At 46.2% G+C, this 17,305-nt stretch carries 11 protein-coding genes and 1 pseudogene; 2 read left to right on the forward strand and 10 right to left on the reverse strand.

The features are described from left to right. Positions 1 to 37: 37 nt before the first annotated feature. From L865_RS0103805 to L865_RS0103845, 9 genes and pseudogenes are all read right to left on the reverse strand, one after another. Positions 38 to 1,171, reverse strand: a complete 1,134-nt coding sequence (locus L865_RS0103805) for a site-2 protease family protein (RefSeq protein ID WP_028772016.1) — start codon at positions 1,169 to 1,171, stop codon at positions 38 to 40. A 112-nt stretch (positions 1,172 to 1,283) separates the two neighbouring features. Continuing rightward, positions 1,284 to 2,954, reverse strand: a complete 1,671-nt coding sequence (locus L865_RS0103810; RefSeq protein ID WP_028772017.1) for a flagellar assembly protein A — start codon at positions 2,952 to 2,954, stop codon at positions 1,284 to 1,286. 189 nt (positions 2,955 to 3,143) lie between these two features. Then, positions 3,144 to 4,175, reverse strand: coding sequence for a methyltransferase (locus L865_RS0103815; RefSeq protein ID WP_028772018.1), 1,032 nt, complete (start codon positions 4,173 to 4,175; stop codon positions 3,144 to 3,146). Between the two features lie 600 nt (positions 4,176 to 4,775). Then, a pseudogene (locus L865_RS23070) lies at positions 4,776 to 6,083 on the reverse strand (alkaline phosphatase); the annotation flags it as partial. Positions 6,084 to 6,089: 6 nt separating this feature from the next. After that, positions 6,090 to 7,043 (reverse strand): glutathione synthase, encoded by a 954-nt coding sequence (gshB, locus tag L865_RS0103825; RefSeq protein WP_028772019.1) that lies wholly within the window; start codon positions 7,041 to 7,043, stop codon positions 6,090 to 6,092. A 30-nt stretch (positions 7,044 to 7,073) separates the two neighbouring features. After that, positions 7,074 to 7,805, reverse strand: coding sequence for a 16S rRNA (uracil(1498)-N(3))-methyltransferase (gene rsmE, locus L865_RS0103830; RefSeq protein WP_028772020.1), 732 nt, complete (start codon positions 7,803 to 7,805; stop codon positions 7,074 to 7,076). A 4-nt stretch (positions 7,806 to 7,809) separates the two neighbouring features. Then, entirely contained in the window at positions 7,810 to 8,535 is a 726-nt protein-coding gene (locus tag L865_RS0103835) for an endonuclease (RefSeq protein ID WP_157577433.1), read from the reverse strand. Positions 8,536 to 8,660: 125 nt separating this feature from the next. Next, positions 8,661 to 9,164 (reverse strand): SprT family zinc-dependent metalloprotease, encoded by a 504-nt coding sequence (locus tag L865_RS0103840; RefSeq protein ID WP_372847468.1) that lies wholly within the window; start codon positions 9,162 to 9,164, stop codon positions 8,661 to 8,663. Positions 9,165 to 9,266: 102 nt separating this feature from the next. Further along, complete coding sequence (locus tag L865_RS0103845) at positions 9,267 to 10,439, reverse strand: hypothetical protein (protein ID WP_028772023.1); 1,173 nt, start codon at positions 10,437 to 10,439, stop codon at positions 9,267 to 9,269. A 192-nt stretch (positions 10,440 to 10,631) separates the two neighbouring features. Here L865_RS0103845 and blaOXA point away from each other — a divergent pair, with 192 nt between their 5' ends. Further along, positions 10,632 to 11,426, forward strand: a complete 795-nt coding sequence (gene blaOXA / locus L865_RS0103850; protein WP_028772024.1) for a class D beta-lactamase — start codon at positions 10,632 to 10,634, stop codon at positions 11,424 to 11,426. A 12-nt stretch (positions 11,427 to 11,438) separates the two neighbouring features. On the opposite strand, the gene L865_RS0103855 is transcribed toward blaOXA, so the two are convergent. Further along, the gene (locus L865_RS0103855; RefSeq protein WP_028772025.1) at positions 11,439 to 12,350 is read right to left on the reverse strand and encodes a LysR family transcriptional regulator; all 912 of its coding nucleotides are present in this window, start codon (positions 12,348 to 12,350) and stop codon (positions 11,439 to 11,441) included. 121 nt (positions 12,351 to 12,471) lie between these two features. Here L865_RS0103855 and L865_RS0103860 point away from each other — a divergent pair, with 121 nt between their 5' ends. Continuing rightward, the gene (locus L865_RS0103860) at positions 12,472 to 17,022 is read left to right on the forward strand and encodes an ATP-binding protein (protein WP_028772026.1); all 4,551 of its coding nucleotides are present in this window, start codon (positions 12,472 to 12,474) and stop codon (positions 17,020 to 17,022) included. The last annotated feature ends 283 nt before the right edge of the window (positions 17,023 to 17,305 follow it).

The raw sequence follows: 17,305 nt of genomic DNA on the forward strand, positions 1-17,305 counted from the left end.
TTGCTTCGGCTTATTATACTGATTGGTATTATTACTATTAGCTTTGCAATATCTTCAAAGGCAGACCAAGCATGTCATCACCACTGCCGGCGAAGTACCAAATAATGCCAACAAGCGCTCCTACAGTTAACAAATACCACACCGCCGAAAATAACTGACCGTACCTATCTAAGGGGAGCAAGTGACTTTGATGGCGACTTTTCCATTCAAATACAATTTCGGCACTACCAATGAGTAGCAAGAAGCCTAGCAATGCCAGTCCTAAACTATAGCTGATAAATACACCGATCGCCGCACCTGCAATACAAGCTACCAATCCGAGTACACTGTTCATTGAAAAACTAATGCTCTTTAATATATGGCCACCGTCTAATGGCAAAATGGGCAATAGATTAAACAGGTTGAGCAGGGCATTAAAGGTGGCTAAGCCAGCAAAAAAGATATTGCCGGTAAACCAATAGGCAAACAGGGCGGCGATGGACATGAACAAGCCAAAAGTGGGCCCCATGATGGAGATCACCACATCTTGCCAGCGAGTATTAATTTTCTCATCGCTGAGTGCCAAGCCGCCCATAAACGGAATCAGATAAATGCCTTTGGTTTTCATGCCAAAGTATTTCATCGCTCTAATATGGCCATATTCATGAAATACCAAACAGGCAATGAGTGCGAGGGCAAACTGAAATGAAAACAACCACGAGTATGCTGCGACGCTGGCACCGGCGAGCACCACTTTAATCACTTTGGCACTTTTAAATAGTTTCAGCCCTAAAGACGCTAGTCCAATGAGGCTAAACTGGCGTTTAGCTTCTATCGGTTTTACCGGCACTTGGCGTTCAATATCTTTGGTGTCGCGCTGGCCCTGTTCTATCACTTGACCATTTTGTAGCAGCTCAAACTTGAGTAGGAAGGGCTGCCATTGCAGGTCAATGTCTAAGCGTATACTGATGGTTTCTGCGACTGGCGCCACGTTGACCTCGCCCTCTGGTGTGGTGCTGGCTTGTTGGCGCTGCATGCTGAGGTTGAACTCGTGGCTTCGTTGTCCTTGGTAATCCGCCGATGCAGGAATCACCGACACCAGATCATCGCCCCAGAAGAGTTGTTGCCAGCCTGCCATAGAACCTTCTAAACGCAGCGGCTTACCTAAACAATTGATATGTAATAATTCCACTAAAAACTCTCAAATTGACCACAGGGATATAGGGGCAGATTATGCCTGTTATGCGCAGATAAAGAAAAGGGCTACGTGTTGTACGTAGCCCTGATGTGATACTGACCTTTGCCTATTTGCGATTATTGTAATCGAACTTGATCTCTTGGCCTTCGTTAAATGCCATGCAGGGTCCATGTTCGCGCTGGGTTTTGACAAAGGCTTGGCCGATATGTAGTTCAACATTAGCAAAGATGTGTTTCTTGGCTTCTATGCAGTACATTTGGTAATAGGCCTTTACTTCTTTTTCAAGCTCGTTAAATTCCGCTTCTTCGCGAGCGCGCTCTTCGGTGATACGTCGCTTTTCTTCTAGCATGGCTTTGACTTGCTCGACCATCATCTCATCATTTTGCCATTCAGCTTTAGGCGGTAACTTTTTTAACTGCGCTTCAATGTTGAGTTTGGCAACCACCATAGCTTTAACACTTTCATCCAGCTGTTTGAGCTGCTGTTTTAAGCTACTTTGTTTCATTGCGCAGAACAGTTCGGTCTTGGTGCCTGCGGTGGCACCAATAATGACAGCACTGACGCCTTTATCGGTGTTAGCGATACCACCCACAAGGTCACCACGGCGACCATTGGCATCGCTGACAATGAGCTTTTCTTGGGTCGTGGTGTGGCTATGGAGCAGTTGTTTAGTGACCACAATATCGCGAGTTGCATTCAGGTTGGAATACTGCACGAATTGTGCAGTTATCTGGCCTTTAGCATCGAGAGTTGTCGACAATTTATCATCTTTTAACTGACGACCAATGACACCTTTACTTACTGTAATATCGCCTGTGGCATAGAGGCTTGCTGAGTCAACAAAGCCCATTACGGTTATATCGCCACTGCTTTTTACTACCATGCCTTCGTGGACATCACCGGTGATCATAATACTGCCTTTAAAGTCGACATTGCCGTAGCCCACATCAACATCTTTTATTTGCAGTACATCATCAACTTGCATTCCTGACTTACTTTCAACAGGCTGGCCGGGGACCGTGGCGATAAGCACATTTTCATCTGATTGCAACAGAGCGCAGCCATTGCCGACCGTCATTTTTACATCTTTACCCGGTTGCGGAGCTAATTTGGTTCCGTGGACATCGTAGCCTGGGCTGCCAGGTGTGGCGGGTGTCTTAACCATCAGTACATCATTAGGTTTTACCATGATGATGTCGCCCAAATTACGCATATCTACCGTACCATCTTCACGCTGCTGTGGCTGCAGTAGGCGCTCACGAGCAAGGGAGACTTTACGGGTTAATTCTGCATTGGTGCCGTTTACTGCTGCTTTACCGTTTGCGATGGTTTCTGTGCAGCTTTGGCCAGGATCTAGTTGCGGTATTTGGCTGAGTAAGGCCTGAATTTTTAGTTTACTGAGCCCCATTGAAATATTGGCGGCTTTCAAGGCTTTGAGTACCGCAGGTAAGGTGGCTTCTTCACCGCCCCAGGCGGCTGAAACTGTCATCTGCGCATGCATTTTGTCGTCATCAACAGTGAGGGTGATTTCGCCATCTCGGCGCTCAGCTATTTCAAAGAACAGCTCATATTGACCATCGTCCTGGCCTACGAGCTGATTCACTTTAATCACAGCTTGGTCGATCACATTCTTACGCGGGAAATATTGATAAAAACCAGGCAACTGCAATATCTCTTCAACTGCGGTAGCGGTTAAGGGGCCATGGGTGTTCGGGGTCACTTTAAACTCGACTAGGTTGCCGTCAGCACTTAGTTCGATTAACTCTGGATCCAGCATAGTCGCTTCCGAAAAGGGTGATATATCATTAATAGTTATTATTTTGTCACTTTGAGTATAACAGCATAAACTTTGACCTATGAAGTGATATTTGACGCCAATTTGTAAGTAACTTCAAGCTTTCGTGATGGATGCCACGCAAAAATAAAGCGAACATTGAGTTCGCTTTATTTTTATCCACCTTTTGTATTAGTGATTGTTTTTATTAGCATAGACTTTGTACTTATTATTTTCGGCTATCACGTTAACTTGGCCAAAAGTATTGGCGAGCGCATCGCTATAGGGCAAATGTCGGTTAGCGACAATATGTAACTCGCCATCGCGTTTTAAATGTCGCTGGCTATCGCCGACAAATTGCGTAGCGATATTAGTGGTACTGACTAAGCCGTCATGAAACGGTGGATTAGAAATGATAGCGTCAAATTGGCCTTGGCATTGTGTCAGTCCATCGGATGCAAATACCTCAGCGGCCAAACCATTTTCAGCTAACGTTAGCTGGCACGATGCTAATGCCATTGCGTTGATATCGATACACTGTAACTTAAGTTCGGGCTGAGCTTTAAGTAAGGCGGCCGCCAATACGCCAGCGCCGCAACCAAAATCCAATACTTGACCAGATAGTGTTGGCAGGTTTTCTAGCAATAAGGCGGTACCCGCGTCTAACCGCTTTTCACTAAACACGCCCACTAGGTTACAGATAGTTAGCGGCCCCTGAGGGGTGTCGAGTTGGTAGCGAGTTAACCAGTCTTGCAGATCGATTTTTGGTGCTGCTGCGTTTAGCTCAGATGAAAACAAAATGCAGTGACGGGCATTATCTTGCTTAAAAGCCTTATCAAAATAGTCGGGTAACTGTTTGGGAATCGAACGGATACCGCCTTTGTTCTCCCCAACAATGAGCAGTTGTCCCCCTAACTTTAGGTGCAGAGCGGCTAAGTTAAGTAAGTAGGCAGTTAATGGTTTCGCTTTAGGATAATAAATAATGACTGTATCAAATTGCCTGTCACTATTAAGGCAATGACCAAAGTGTAGGGCTAACTTGTCACTGGCATGGCTTTGCATCATCAGGTGATGATTGAAATCGAGTGCTAATGCGGTGACATGGTTAGCCACTTGCAGCAATGACTTAGCAAGGGTATCGGATTCATAGTTGAGCAACAGTACATCTTGCCCTTCGAGCAAGTGGCTGTTTTTTTCAATGAGTAATGATGGGTTTGATAACACAGCGGATCACAATCAATAAATATTTGCGCTGATTATATCGTAAAACAGCAGACTGAGTAATTTTTAAGGCTGTGATGACCGTAATTGGCATGACTGCCACCGCAGCCGGGTGGCAGTGTTAAGGTGTGGCTAGTGAGTAGCAGGCTGTGTCGCTGACTGGTTGAGCTCAGGAGAACTTGGTGAAGCCGCTTGGGTTGCTTGCACTGTATCGGCACTTTGTTGCGCTTTTGCTGGGTTGTCAGTATCAACGTTTGGCTGAGTGCCTGGGTTTTCATCACTAGTTGGCTGCGGCGTTTGCGCTTTGGACTCAGCTTCAGTTTCTATCGCTTTGTCGCTCGAAGGCTCTTCCGTCGTTAGGCTTGAAGGCTGACTTTCCGTTTGGCTCGAAGGCTTTTCCGTAGTCAGGCTCGAAGGCTCTTCTGTCGTTTGACTAGTCGTTTCAGGCTCTATTTCTGCCGCGTCGCTAGCCGGTGATTGGGTTTTGGCTTCGACCGTGTCAGTTGCACTTTCAGTCGTTAAACTTTCATCTTGATGAAACGCGCGCATGATTTTATCGGTTGCAGAGACTTCAGCGGCAGGCTGCTTAGGTTTAGTGGCCGCTTTACCAGGTCTTGGCAGCAAACTGAAAATCTTGTTGGCGATGTCGGTGTTATCTTGCTGCCCTGAAAACAACTTGGCCGCGGGACCGTTAGCAAACACGGGCACATCAATGCCTGTGTGACCACCTGTTGTCCAGCCTGTATTGGTGCGCTTGTCGATGAGCTGCTTAATTGCGGTTGCTAGCACCGCTTCGCCTTGCATACGTGCTTGGTCCAATAGCCGTAACTCGTCAGTGTCAATGTCAAAACCTAGCTGCTGCACCAGCGATGTTTGCCACTGCGGATCGGCCAGGCTGGCATTAGCAAGTTTGCGTGGAGTGGCGCTAATATTCTTTAGATACTTTGGGTGCCATTCATAGGTGCCATTAGCCGCGATAGTCAGCCCGCCAGTGCTATGATCTGCAGTCACCACCATTAACGTATCTGAGTGTTGGCGAACATATTGCTCTACAACTTCAATGGCATTAGCAAATTCATGCATCTCCATCATTGCTGTGGCGATATCATTGTTGTGTCCCGCCCAGTCGATAAGGCTACCTTCAACTAGCAGTACAAACCCTTGTGGGTGCTGGGATAGCTGATCAAGTGCCACTTGCGTTAAGCGGCTAAGATGATTGCTGTTAGGTTCGTCAATCGCCCAGGGTAATTGCACGTCTGCAAAGAGCCCCAATACCTTACCGGGTTGAATTTGATCCAATTGCTGCATATCACTCAAATACTGATAGCCGCGCTGTTCAAATTGTTCGATTAATGCTTGAGAAAAATAACGCTGACCGCCTCCAAGAATGACGTCGGCGTCAGTGTCGAGATAGTCTTTTGCGATGGCTTCATAGTTGCGACGACTCTCGTTGTGCACTAAAAACGCCGCGGGTGTAGCATGATTGACCTGCGAGCTCACCGCGACACCGATCGCCATCCCCGCTTTTTTCGCTTGCTGCATTAAGGTGGGGATGGGTTGCTTTTCGCTGTCGACCGAAATAGCACCATTGTAGGTTTTGACCCCGGTGGCTAAGGCTGTTGCTGCGGCGGCTGAATCTGTCACATAGCCGCTTTCTCTTGCTGGGTAGGTACTGGCACTGCCAACCAATAACCGATCAAATACGGTTTGTTCAATCTCTTCAGTATCATGATTGTCACGATAATAGCGATAGGCGCTGGTGTAAGCTGGCCCCATACCGTCACCAATCATGATGACGATATTTTTAGGGACTGCCGGCGCTTCGTTTTCGAGTATTTGGGCAAAGCTGCCACTACTGAAACTGGCTAAAACAATGGCTATTAGGGTGGTTGGCAGCTTGGCAAACATCAATCGTTCCTATTTTTTAGCGTTAATACGAGTTTCAATAGCATCCATCAACATGCCGGTAATATCGACATCGAAAGCCGCTTCAATCTCTTTGATGCACGTTGGGCTAGTGACGTTGATTTCAGTGAGTTTGTCGCCAATGACATCTAGGCCGACAAAGATTAATCCGCGTTTTTTTAGCTCTGGACCAATTGCACGCGCAATAGCCCAATCTGATTCAGATAACGGCTGTGCGACACCACGGCCGCCAGCGGCTAAGTTACCACGGGTCTCGCCTTTTTGCGGAATACGGGCGAGTGAGTATGGTACGGGTTCGCCATCGACGACCAAAATACGCTTATCGCCTGAGGTGATATCGGGAATGAAAGCTTGTGCCATTGCGTATTGCTGACCATGGCTGGTCAGTGTCTCAATAATCACGCCTAGATTAGGATCTTTGGGCTTAACACGAAATATTGAACTGCCGCCCATGCCATCGAGAGGTTTGAGAATAATGTCGCCTTTGGCTTGGTAAAAATCACGAATGCGCTGCTCATCGCGAGTGACGATAGTTTCTGGGGTAAATTCGGCAAACCATGCGGTGAACAGTTTTTCGTTGGCATCACGTAGGCTTTGCGGCTTATTAACGATTAATGTGCCAGCCTCTTCAGCGCGCTCCAGCATATAAGTTGCGTAGACAAATTCGGTATCGAATGGCGGGTCTTTACGCATTAAAATGACATCTAGCTCACTCATTGGCGTGTCGACGACTTCGCCAAGTTGATACCAGCTGGCGGCGTCATCGACTACCTTGAGCTCTCTCATGGTTGCCATCGCTTGACCATTAACCATGGCTAAATCGGCCATTTCCATATAGTACAGTTGGTAACCACGGGATTGGGCCGCGAGCAACATAGCAAAGCTTGAGTCTTTTTTAATGTTGATGTCACTGATGGGGTCCATCACAATGCCGAGCTTAATCATAGTATCATCCTTTGTTGTGCGAGCTTGGACTTAACCAAGGTCGCCAAATTTGAGTTGCAATGCACTGATAGTCGTCAGTGCTGCTGTTTCAGTCCTCAACACGCGGGGACCGAGTTGAATTTCGGTAAATTGATGTTGTTCAGTCATCAAGATTTCTTCAGCTGATAAACCACCTTCTGGGCCAATCAATAGTCGCGCTTTGCCCGTAGGCAAACTAAGGCCATTGACACCGTGGCTCGCACGCGGATGTAGATTAAGCTTAACGGCGTCGGTACTTTGTGCACACCAATCATTGAGTTGCATTGCCGGACGAATTTGCGGTACCACACTGCGGCCCGATTGTTCGCAGGCGCTGACGACAATTTTTTGCCATTGTTGGATTTTTTTCTCTAAACGCTCGCCCGATAGTTTTACGCCACAACGTTCTGAAAACAGCGGTGTAATGGTGTTGACTCCCAGCTCAACCGACTTCTGAATAGTGAAATCCATACGGTCGCCGCGAGAGATCACTTGGCCCAAGTGTAATTTAAGCGGTGATTCGCTGTCGTTGCTGCTTGATGATAGGACCTGAACTTCGACATTTTTCTTACTGGCACTGACAATATCGCAAAGGTAGTCGTGACCATCACCATTGAATAATTGCAGTTGCTCGCCACTGGTCATGCGCAGCACACGGCCAACATGGCCTGCGGCTTCAGCGTCTAACATTAACGCTGCACCGACATTGATATCGCTGTCTTGATAGATCCTTGGCACTCTCATGGTCTTATTCCGCTACTTGGTTATTCAACTTAAAAAGGTGACACTGCTGCTGCACGAAAGGATTATGGTTACCTTGCTTTGCAGCGATTTGCTGGTCTCTTCGGCATTCAATACTATCAACTGGATAGCTTTTATCCCATGCTTTAAATAATTTTAATTGGCTATTTGATATGGCCAAATTGTACTTTTTTTGCATGTATAGGTAGGTGCGTGCTATTTGACCACGGCTCGCTGCTGGTGGCTGGACTTTGCGATCTTTAAAATCGACAGTCATGTCACACGCGCCATACTGCTCAGGTTTAGCGTTCCACAGACTAAAACGATAGTTACTGCGGTCGCCGTTCACTTCGCCGATGGCTGGCACTAAATTATGTAAATCTGCTTCCATTTTTTTGAATTGGCTATCGGTTTTAGCACAGTGCTTTCTGCCCCCTTGTTGCCAGCATTGGCGTTGATGACCGATTTCCCATGCTGGCACCACATGCTCCCACTCAATCCGATTGGCTCGGCGCTGCTGTTTGCGGACTTGGTAGCCACAGCTGGTTAAATCGGGTTGCCACTTTTTACCTTCAATAATAATGTTACAGCCGCAATAAAAACTCTGGTGCGGCAAATAGTCAGCATAAATCGATTTAGCGATACGCTTAGCCTGATTGAAGCTGGTGGGGTGTTGCGCCTCGCTGGCGTTTATTTGTGGAACAAACAGCAGCAATAAGCCACTTAATGCAATTACAACGGCATTATTCAATGGGATTACCTACAGACAAAAATGGGCTTAATGCGCTGATCGTTTGTCAGCGTCGACGGGAATTCTACGTGATTGCTTCCATGACTGGCAATAGCCGATAGCGCGAGTTATTGCGATTGATATAATTGGGTTTTACAACGCCGGCACTGGTATTGGGTTTCACCTCTGACGACTTTGTTGTGGCGCCTGACACTGAGCTTTACCGGTCCGCATAGGCATTGATAGTCAAACTGTTTACCTATTACTGAGCCAACATCAAGTTGATGAGTGGTGCTGGGAGATAACCCAAACAGGTTTATCATTAGTGATTGCCACTCTTTGCCATGGGGACGCACGCGACCATACAGCTGGTGGGCAAGTAGGTGACATATTTCGTGGGGGACCACAGTGTTTACAAACTCTTGCTGATTTTCTACCAACAGCACAGGGTTAAACCGTAACTTGTTTTCGTGCAAATGGGCGGTGCCTGCACTTTTTCCACGTAAAGTGAAATATACGCTAGGGCGGGGAAATCTGCGGCACAGCTTAGTTTCTGCTAGCTGATAGCATTGCTCCACACGCAGTGATATTTGCTGTTGCTCGTCGGTCAAAGGCGGCAGCTTTTTATTCAAAACTGCCGTGCTTGGCGCGAGAGTTTGGCGATGCTCAGCAGTTAACCGCTGGCGGATACGATTAAACAAATTCAAAGGTCACTCGGTAACAACGACCTATCATTATAAAGTAGTCGCTGCTGCTTTTACCATGGCTTTTACTTGTTTAACGATGTTCATTTCGGCGTCAGCGTCATAGGCACTGATCCTTGGCGTATGAATATGGCCAACAGGTATGGCGCTATTAAATTGCTGTTGTAGCAAGACTGCTCGATAAGATATCTCATTAGATAGGTAACCACCGCCAGAACCTTCTACTGACGTTTCACTACTTAACTCTAATAACGATTTTGCTTGAAACTCCCCGCGGCTCACGCTCGAAACAGTATGGTTGTCTATGACTTTCCACGGTCCATCAGCCGATTGCATGGCACTAACTGGCAGGGAAAATTCAACAAACTCTGGTCCGTTGAGCGTGCCACCGTTAAATAAAGGTGCTTGCGGGTTTTGTTTAGTGGCGCCGGTATAAACGTTGAGATTATCTGGAGCGTCTGCGCTACGATTGCGCCCAGGAAAACGTTCAAGATCAAAATCATCGCGGCCCATACTGACAGTGACTATCATATCGACGCTATTGTCGCGGTAAATGGGGGTCAGTAAAGATTCAATCATGCCTTGATCAAAGTCTGCAAAACGCACTGGAATCATTACCGTTTCAATCTGTGCTTGGCGGCCATTGACGCTAAAAGCATAGCCATCTAGCGCTAGGGCTGTTAAGCCTGACGGGTTGCTTTGATCTATGTTGCGATCTAAAAAGAATGGGTCAAAACCGGTTAGCAATATTTTGATGTCTGCTTGGTCATCAAATTGGATATTGCTGAAGCCTCGAGATGCCTTTTCAACCGCATTGATAGCGACTTTCTGCTGCCAGTCAACCATATTAAATTGCGGGGATTGTTGCTTGAGCTGCTGGCGCATCATCAAACGGCCCCAATATAATGGTCTATCATCTTCACCACCGGACTGCACATCTCGCACCGCTTGTTGCCATAGTCGCTCGCCTTGTCGAGCCACCATTTTGGTGAGCTGTAGCTCATCCGTTTGTTGTTGGTATTGGGCGGTTAATGATTCAACCAAGGCTTGGTAACGGTTTGCAACCTGCGGCATTTGGCTTACCGCCTTGTCGATACGTGCTTCTTCGACATCAAGTGCAGTTGTGGCAGCATGGGCCGCTGCATTGGCACTTAGAGCTAAAATTGTGGTGATAGTTAGCGGCAAAATACCCAGCTTAGCCATAACAATATCCTTTGTGTTGAGCAGGTAATCAATGAGTTAAACCAACAAGGTTTAACGTTTCAATGCGAGTAGTCCGTTAGTGATATTGCCTTTTTTTTGTCTTATTTGCACCCCATTTTATCGCTATCTCACCTTAGGTTTTTGCTAGAATTAACCTCCCAGTGCGTAATCAGGCTATAGGAGTGAAGAACTGTGAGAATATCTGTGTTACATGGATTGCTGTTAATGAGCGCAATGTTGTGTTTAAGTGCGCAAGCCCAAGATTTACAGCACAGTGCTGATGTAGACCAAGTGATGGCGCAGCGCCAAGTTTCCGGGGTCATCGTGCTGTTTGATGAGCAGCATGACAAGTGGGTGACTAATGATACTCAGCGCGCGAATACAGGCTATATTCCTGCCTCAACCTTTAAAGTGCCCCACAGTTTATTACTGCTTGAAGCGGGCGTGGTAAAAGATCAGCATAGCCCGTTTCCATGGACAGGTGAAAAACACAGCTACGCTAGCTGGAATCAAGACCACAGCTTTGCGACCGCACTGCGTTATTCTGTGGTACCAATATATCAAGCATTAGCCAAAGAGCTTGGTTCACAGCGGATGGCTGACGGGGTTAAGTTGTTGGAATATGGCAATATGGATATCAGCGGCGCCATAGATAGTTTTTGGCTTGAGGGCCAATTAGCGATTTCAGCCGTACAACAAGTTGAATTCATGCATAGTTTGTATCACCAAAATCTCCCGGTGAGCCAACGCAGCCAGAAAATTGTCAAACAAATGATGCTATTACCGGCAAATAATCCTGGCCAGTGGTTTGGCAAGACCGGCTATGGGGTAAGCTCATCGCCCGGTATTGGCTGGTTTGTGGGCTGGTATCAACAAAACCAGCGGGTGATATTTTTTGCATTAAATATGGATATTAGCGATCCGCATCTGTTACCGCTAAGGCAAAAGTTAGTCAAACAGGCGATAAAAGCGCATCTCTCTCAGTAGCGGAGGTTCTTGCTACATCATCAGTGATTGCAGAGACTCTTGACTGCTAAATCGTTTAGTAAAAAAGTCGAGAAAAACACTGATGTTGGTCGCCAATTGGCGGCGGCTTGAGTACACACCATAAACCTTAAAAGCTTCGATAGGCCACTCTTGTAGCAACGGCACTAATGCGCCGCTTGCCAGTTCGTTTTTGCACACTGAGTGCGACAGCATGGCAATACCAAAGTCATCGAGGACTAATTGTTTAACCATGACGGCACTGTTGACGCGAACTTTGCGCTTAAAGCTTGCCATGGTTTTATGAGACCCTTTGCCCACCGGCCAAATAGGCGCAGAGCGAGAAGTCCCTAACAAGATGCCACTGTGTTGAGTCAGGTCTTGCGGTGTGGCTGGGGTGCCATTGCTTTTTAAATAGTTTGGGCTGGCGACTAAAATGGGCTGTCTTTCAAATAGTAATCGCGCGACAAGATCAGATGACTGCAGTGGGCCGTATTTAATGGCGATATCATAGCCTTCACCCACTAAGCCCACATCGCTGTCGGTAAACTGCACGTCCAGTTCTACTTTGGGGTAGAGGCGCATAAAACTGCTGCATAAGTTGGCAATGAGCTCTTGGCTAAAAGATACCGGGATAGCAATGCGTAATGAACCTGAGACATCATTGTGGGTATTTTCGATGGTGGCTTTGGCGGCTTCGATTTCATCACTAATACTATTGCAATGCTGATAAAACAACACCCCTACTTGAGTCAGGCTTAAATTGCGGGTATCACGCTGCAAAAGCCGTACACCTAGCTGCTCTTCTAGCTGCGCAACTTTACGACTAATCGTGGATTTTGGCATGCCAGTTTCACGTGCCGCTTGCGAGAATCCCTTGGCTCTCACTACCGCCGCAAATAGCATCATACCGTTTAAATCAGGCATCTTTACTGTACTGTCTCAAATATGGAACAAAGCGTCTACTGCAGTTTAATAGCATTTGACCGCAATACAAAGTTATATTTATTGGCTAAAAATTTTAGAGGCTAAGCAGAGGATCAATTTAATGACCAGCACAAATCAGCCCGCTGACACGACTCAGGCTCAAACTGCCGACCCGCTTTTTCTACAAGCTGAACATCTGGCACAAGATTTCTCTTTGTTTCCTGAACACAGTAAACAGAGTCTTTCAGAAGAAATTAAAGGTCTTCTGAGTGATGACGCTATTCAAGCCAACCTTAAAGAGCTTGAACAATTAGACGTTGACGGATACGTTGCTAAAGTTATCCAACCTACCCAAGATAAGAATCGCGCAGGCGCCAAACGCGTTATTGCCGATTTAAAAGGCAAGGTCATTGCCGAAAACCACATGGGGTCTTTTTATAGTGCCGAGATTGAACTGAATTTTGGATCTCGTACTCGCCGCCTAGGTTTTATTGCACAAGAGCGTTCAACCAATAATGGCGCGTGGATGCCAGAACACCATTTAGCGGCTTGTACTGCTATTCGCCACTTTGCCGAATTGTCTATGCCTATCGTATACCTTATTGACACCCCAGGTGCCGATGCTGGTGAGATAGCCAACAGCCAAAACCAAGCGCATTCAATCTCAAAAGCGATTGCAGAAAGTGCCAATGTTGACGTACCGACTGTCGGTATCGTGATTGGTGCGGGTTACTCAGGTGGTGCAATTCCGCTAGCTGCAGCTAATATCTTGCTGTCGTTGCGTGATGGTATTTTCAATACCATTCAACCACAGGGCCTGCAGAGTATTGCTCGTAAATATAACTTGTCTTGGCAAGAGTGTGCTAAGTCAGTCGGTGTGTCTCCAGAAGAGTTGTACACCTCAGGTTGTATTGATGGCATTGTTGATTTTTCTCCATCAGATAAAGATGAGCGTCAGCACAATCTTCGCCGTGCGATCATCAGTAGTATTGAAGCCGTAGAGCAAGCTGCAGTGCAATTTGTTCGTGAATCTAAAGATTTACGCGAGCATTACGACCGCAGTTTGACGCGCTTCTTAGAGCCTTCTAAGAACCTTGCTGCCCTAGAGCACCATGCAGAGTTGTCGGTTGCTAATAACCCAACGATGCACCTAAACTTATTCGGTAGCTCTTACCGTTATTTACGTTACCTGACTTTGCGTAGCCGTATCCATTCGATTTCTCAAGATCAATATGGTCGCCTATCGAAGGTGAGCGTACCTGAAGGTGATTTACTGGCACGTATTCAGCAAGAGCAAGATAAAGTATTCCAATCGTGGTTATCGACCCCAGATAAACTGGTTTACGACGAAGAGCTGAATAAGCTTTGGGGTAACTTTACCTCTAAGCGCGATGATATCTCGACCGAACGTAATATGCTGACTCGTTTGATTTTGGGTGAACCAAAAGAGAACTATAAGAAAGCACGTAAGGCGTTATTATTTAATATTGGTTGGTCGCTGTACCATCGCTGGAAAGGCAACGCCGAAAATAATTTCAAAGGTTTGATTCAGTACTTAGAAACCTTACCAGCTGAAGTGACTCAAGCGGATTGGCCTGAGCTTAACAAGCTGACAGTGTTAGATGTGATTGTTCACGATGAACTGCGTGAAGACTTTATCTGGCAGTGCTATAACATTCTTATTTTTAACGCCTTATATGACAATGTAGTCGGTAACTTAGCCTCGATTGCTAAAGAAGCTATGATGGCGAAAAGCTTATCTCGTGCTTCTGTTGATAATCTCCTACATGACTCTATCGACCGTGCGATTTCTAAGCAAGATACCGCAAATGATAAGAGCAAGTTCTATAAGTGGCTTAAGTACTTCATGGACCAGTCCAACCGCGCTGAACTGTTAACTAAAACAGAGCAGTGGAAGAGTGTTGGTTTCCCACAGTTAAATGACAGTTTATTTGTTATTTTGACTTACTTCTTTGAGCGTCTACTTCCTGAGTATTTCGCCAGTGAAGAAGAGAAGGGCGAATATACTGGTGCAATCAACCCTGTGCGTATCGGTCGTCGTAAAGACTTCTGGAACCGCTTGACCATGGGTTATCAAGATCTCCTCATTCAAAAAGTGCTGCGTGACGAGAAACGTACCGGCAAGATGGGTTGGGAAAACGTTATCGGCAAATTCTTCACTGAGTTTGATGAAACCAATGGCGATAAAATGTCGGCTAACTTGCTTAACTTCCCAGGTTTCCGCTTATCGATTGAGGATGCGTTAGACAAAGGCATTCGTCCTTGCGGTCTGATCACCGGTACTGCAGATTTTGAACACAATGGTCAAAAGATTAAAGTCGGTGTAGCAGTATCAAATACCGCGTTCCAAGCTGGTGCATTTGATATGGCGAGTGCCGAGAAATTTAGTGCGCTATTGATTGAGTGTGCTAAACGTAAATTGCCGGTTATCTGTTTCATTAGCTCTGGCGGTATGCAAACTAAAGAAGGTGCCGCTGCGCTATTCTCTATGGCGGTTGTGAACGATCGTATTACTCGCTTTATTCGTGATAACGAATTGCCGGTACTTATGTTTGGTTACGGTGATTGTACTGGTGGCGCCCAAGCAAGTTTTGTGACTCACCCGCTTGTGCAAACTTACTACCTGTCGGGTACTAACATGCCATTTGCTGGCCAAATGGTGGTACCGGCTTATCTGCCTTCTACATCAACATTATCTAACTATTTGTCGAAAGTACCTGGTGCGATGAATGCACTAGTGACTAACCCATTTAGTACGACCATTGATGATCAGCTAAGCAGCATTGATCCACTTATGCCTAAGCCAACTGCGCAGATTGAAGATGTGATTGGCAATGCACTATCAACTTTAGTGCCAGAGATGATGGTAGCGGAAGAGGAGATTGTTCAAGACGATCCTCGTGCGCTAATGAAACCGATTAATAAGGTACTTGTGCATGCACGTGGTTGTACGGCAGTTAAACTGATCCGCAAAGCCCATGACAACAACATCAATGTGGTATTGGTGGCATCAGATCCTGATATGACCTCAGTGCCTGCTGACATGCTAAAAGGTGATGACAAGCTCGTTTGTATCGGCGGTAACACTTCTGATGAAAGTTACCTCAATGCATATTCAGTGCTAAAAGTTGCCGAATATGAGCAAGTTGATGCATTGCATCCTGGTATCGGTTTCTTGTCAGAAAGCCCACAGTTTGCGGCTTTGTGTGTAAACAACGGCGTTAACTTTGTCGGACCAAGTGTCCACAGTATGACGACGATGGGTAACAAGTCGAACGCCATTAAGACTTCACAAGCGCAAAACGTGCCCGTAGTGCCTGGTAGCCATGGTATTTTGACCAACGCTGAGCAAGCAGTGAATGTGGCAAATGAAATTGGTTACCCAGTGCTGCTTAAAGCGGTACAAGGTGGTGGCGGTAAAGGTATTCAAGTTGTTGAACGCCCTGAAGATATGATTTCTTTATTCCAGAAAACATCTACAGAAGCCGCGGCGGCATTTGGTAACGGTGACTTGTATCTAGAGAAGTACGTGACGTCTCTGCGCCACATTGAAGTGCAATTGCTGCGTGATAAGTTTGGCAATACCAAAGTACTGGGTTTACGTGACTGTTCAGTGCAGCGTAACAACCAAAAAGTGGTTGAAGAGTCTGGCTCAACCATGTTGCCTGACGAGCTTAAGCAACAAGTTATGGAATATACCCGAGCATTGGGTGATGCCACTGATTACATGGGTGCTGGTACGGTTGAGTTCATCTACAACCTAGATGCCAATGAAGTCTACTTTATGGAGATGAACACACGTCTGCAGGTAGAGCACCCAGTGACAGAAGCAACCTCAGGTATCGATATTGTTAGCGCTGGTTTTGATATTGCCGCTGGCCGCTCAATTGAAGATCTTGAGCCACAAGATATCGGTTATGCGATTGAGGTGCGTGTTACAGCAGAGAAAGCTGCGCTTGATAGCAACGGTATTCTGCAGTTGCTACCTCATCCAGGTAAGATCACTGAATGCGTGATGCCTGAGCGTGACGATGTAGAGATCATCTCGATTGCCGGTCAGGACAAAGAGGTTTCACCTTATTACGATAGCTTGATTGCACAAATCATCTGTCGAGGTGAAAGCCGTGAAGATGTAATTAACAAGCTACATGACTACTTAGCCAATAGCGTAGTTATCAAAGGCATTGCGACTAACATTCCGCTGCTGACCCGTATCTTGAAAGATGGCACCTTCAATGAAGGTGTATATGACACTAACTATCTACCACGCTTTATGGCTGAACTTGATATTCCTGAGTTGATCGCTGAGATGGAAGCTGCGGCTGAAACCGAAGGGGTAGATACTGAGTCATTACGTGTTGGTGAAAGTAATGAACTGAAAGTCCTAGCTCAAGGTGCCGGTATCTTCTATACCTCGCCAGCGCCAGGTGAAGCCGACTTTGTTAAAGAAGGTGACATTGTTAGTGTTGATCAGACTTTAGCGCTGACAGAAGCGATGAAGATGTTCTCACAGGTGACTTTAGCCGGCTTTAACCGCAAAGATGCCGTGCTTTACCCTGAAGATAAGCAGTACCGTATTGAGCGTATCCTTAATGGCAATGGCCAACAGGTATCGCAAGGTGAGCTCTTGTTTGTGGTATCGCCAGTGTAACCTCAGTTCACTAAGCTAAATCAAACAAAAACACCCATCATTTGATGGGTGTTTTTTTATGTCCATATTATCTGCAGACTGTTTAAGCAGATCACTTATTACAGGTTAATCTGTTTGCTCGATCTTGATAAAGATTCCTAGTGCCATTAATAACAACCGCGCACAGAACGAGTAAAATCATCATGGCCATAGCAAACTTGGACGGAGAGTAGATATTATAAATATACATAGGGTTAAACTCAGTCCATTTTCTAATAAGCCTTTCTACTATCGAAGCGATGTT

It is taken from the genome of Shewanella waksmanii ATCC BAA-643 (assembly GCF_000518805.1).
Lineage (GTDB): Bacteria > Pseudomonadota > Gammaproteobacteria > Enterobacterales > Shewanellaceae > Shewanella > Shewanella waksmanii.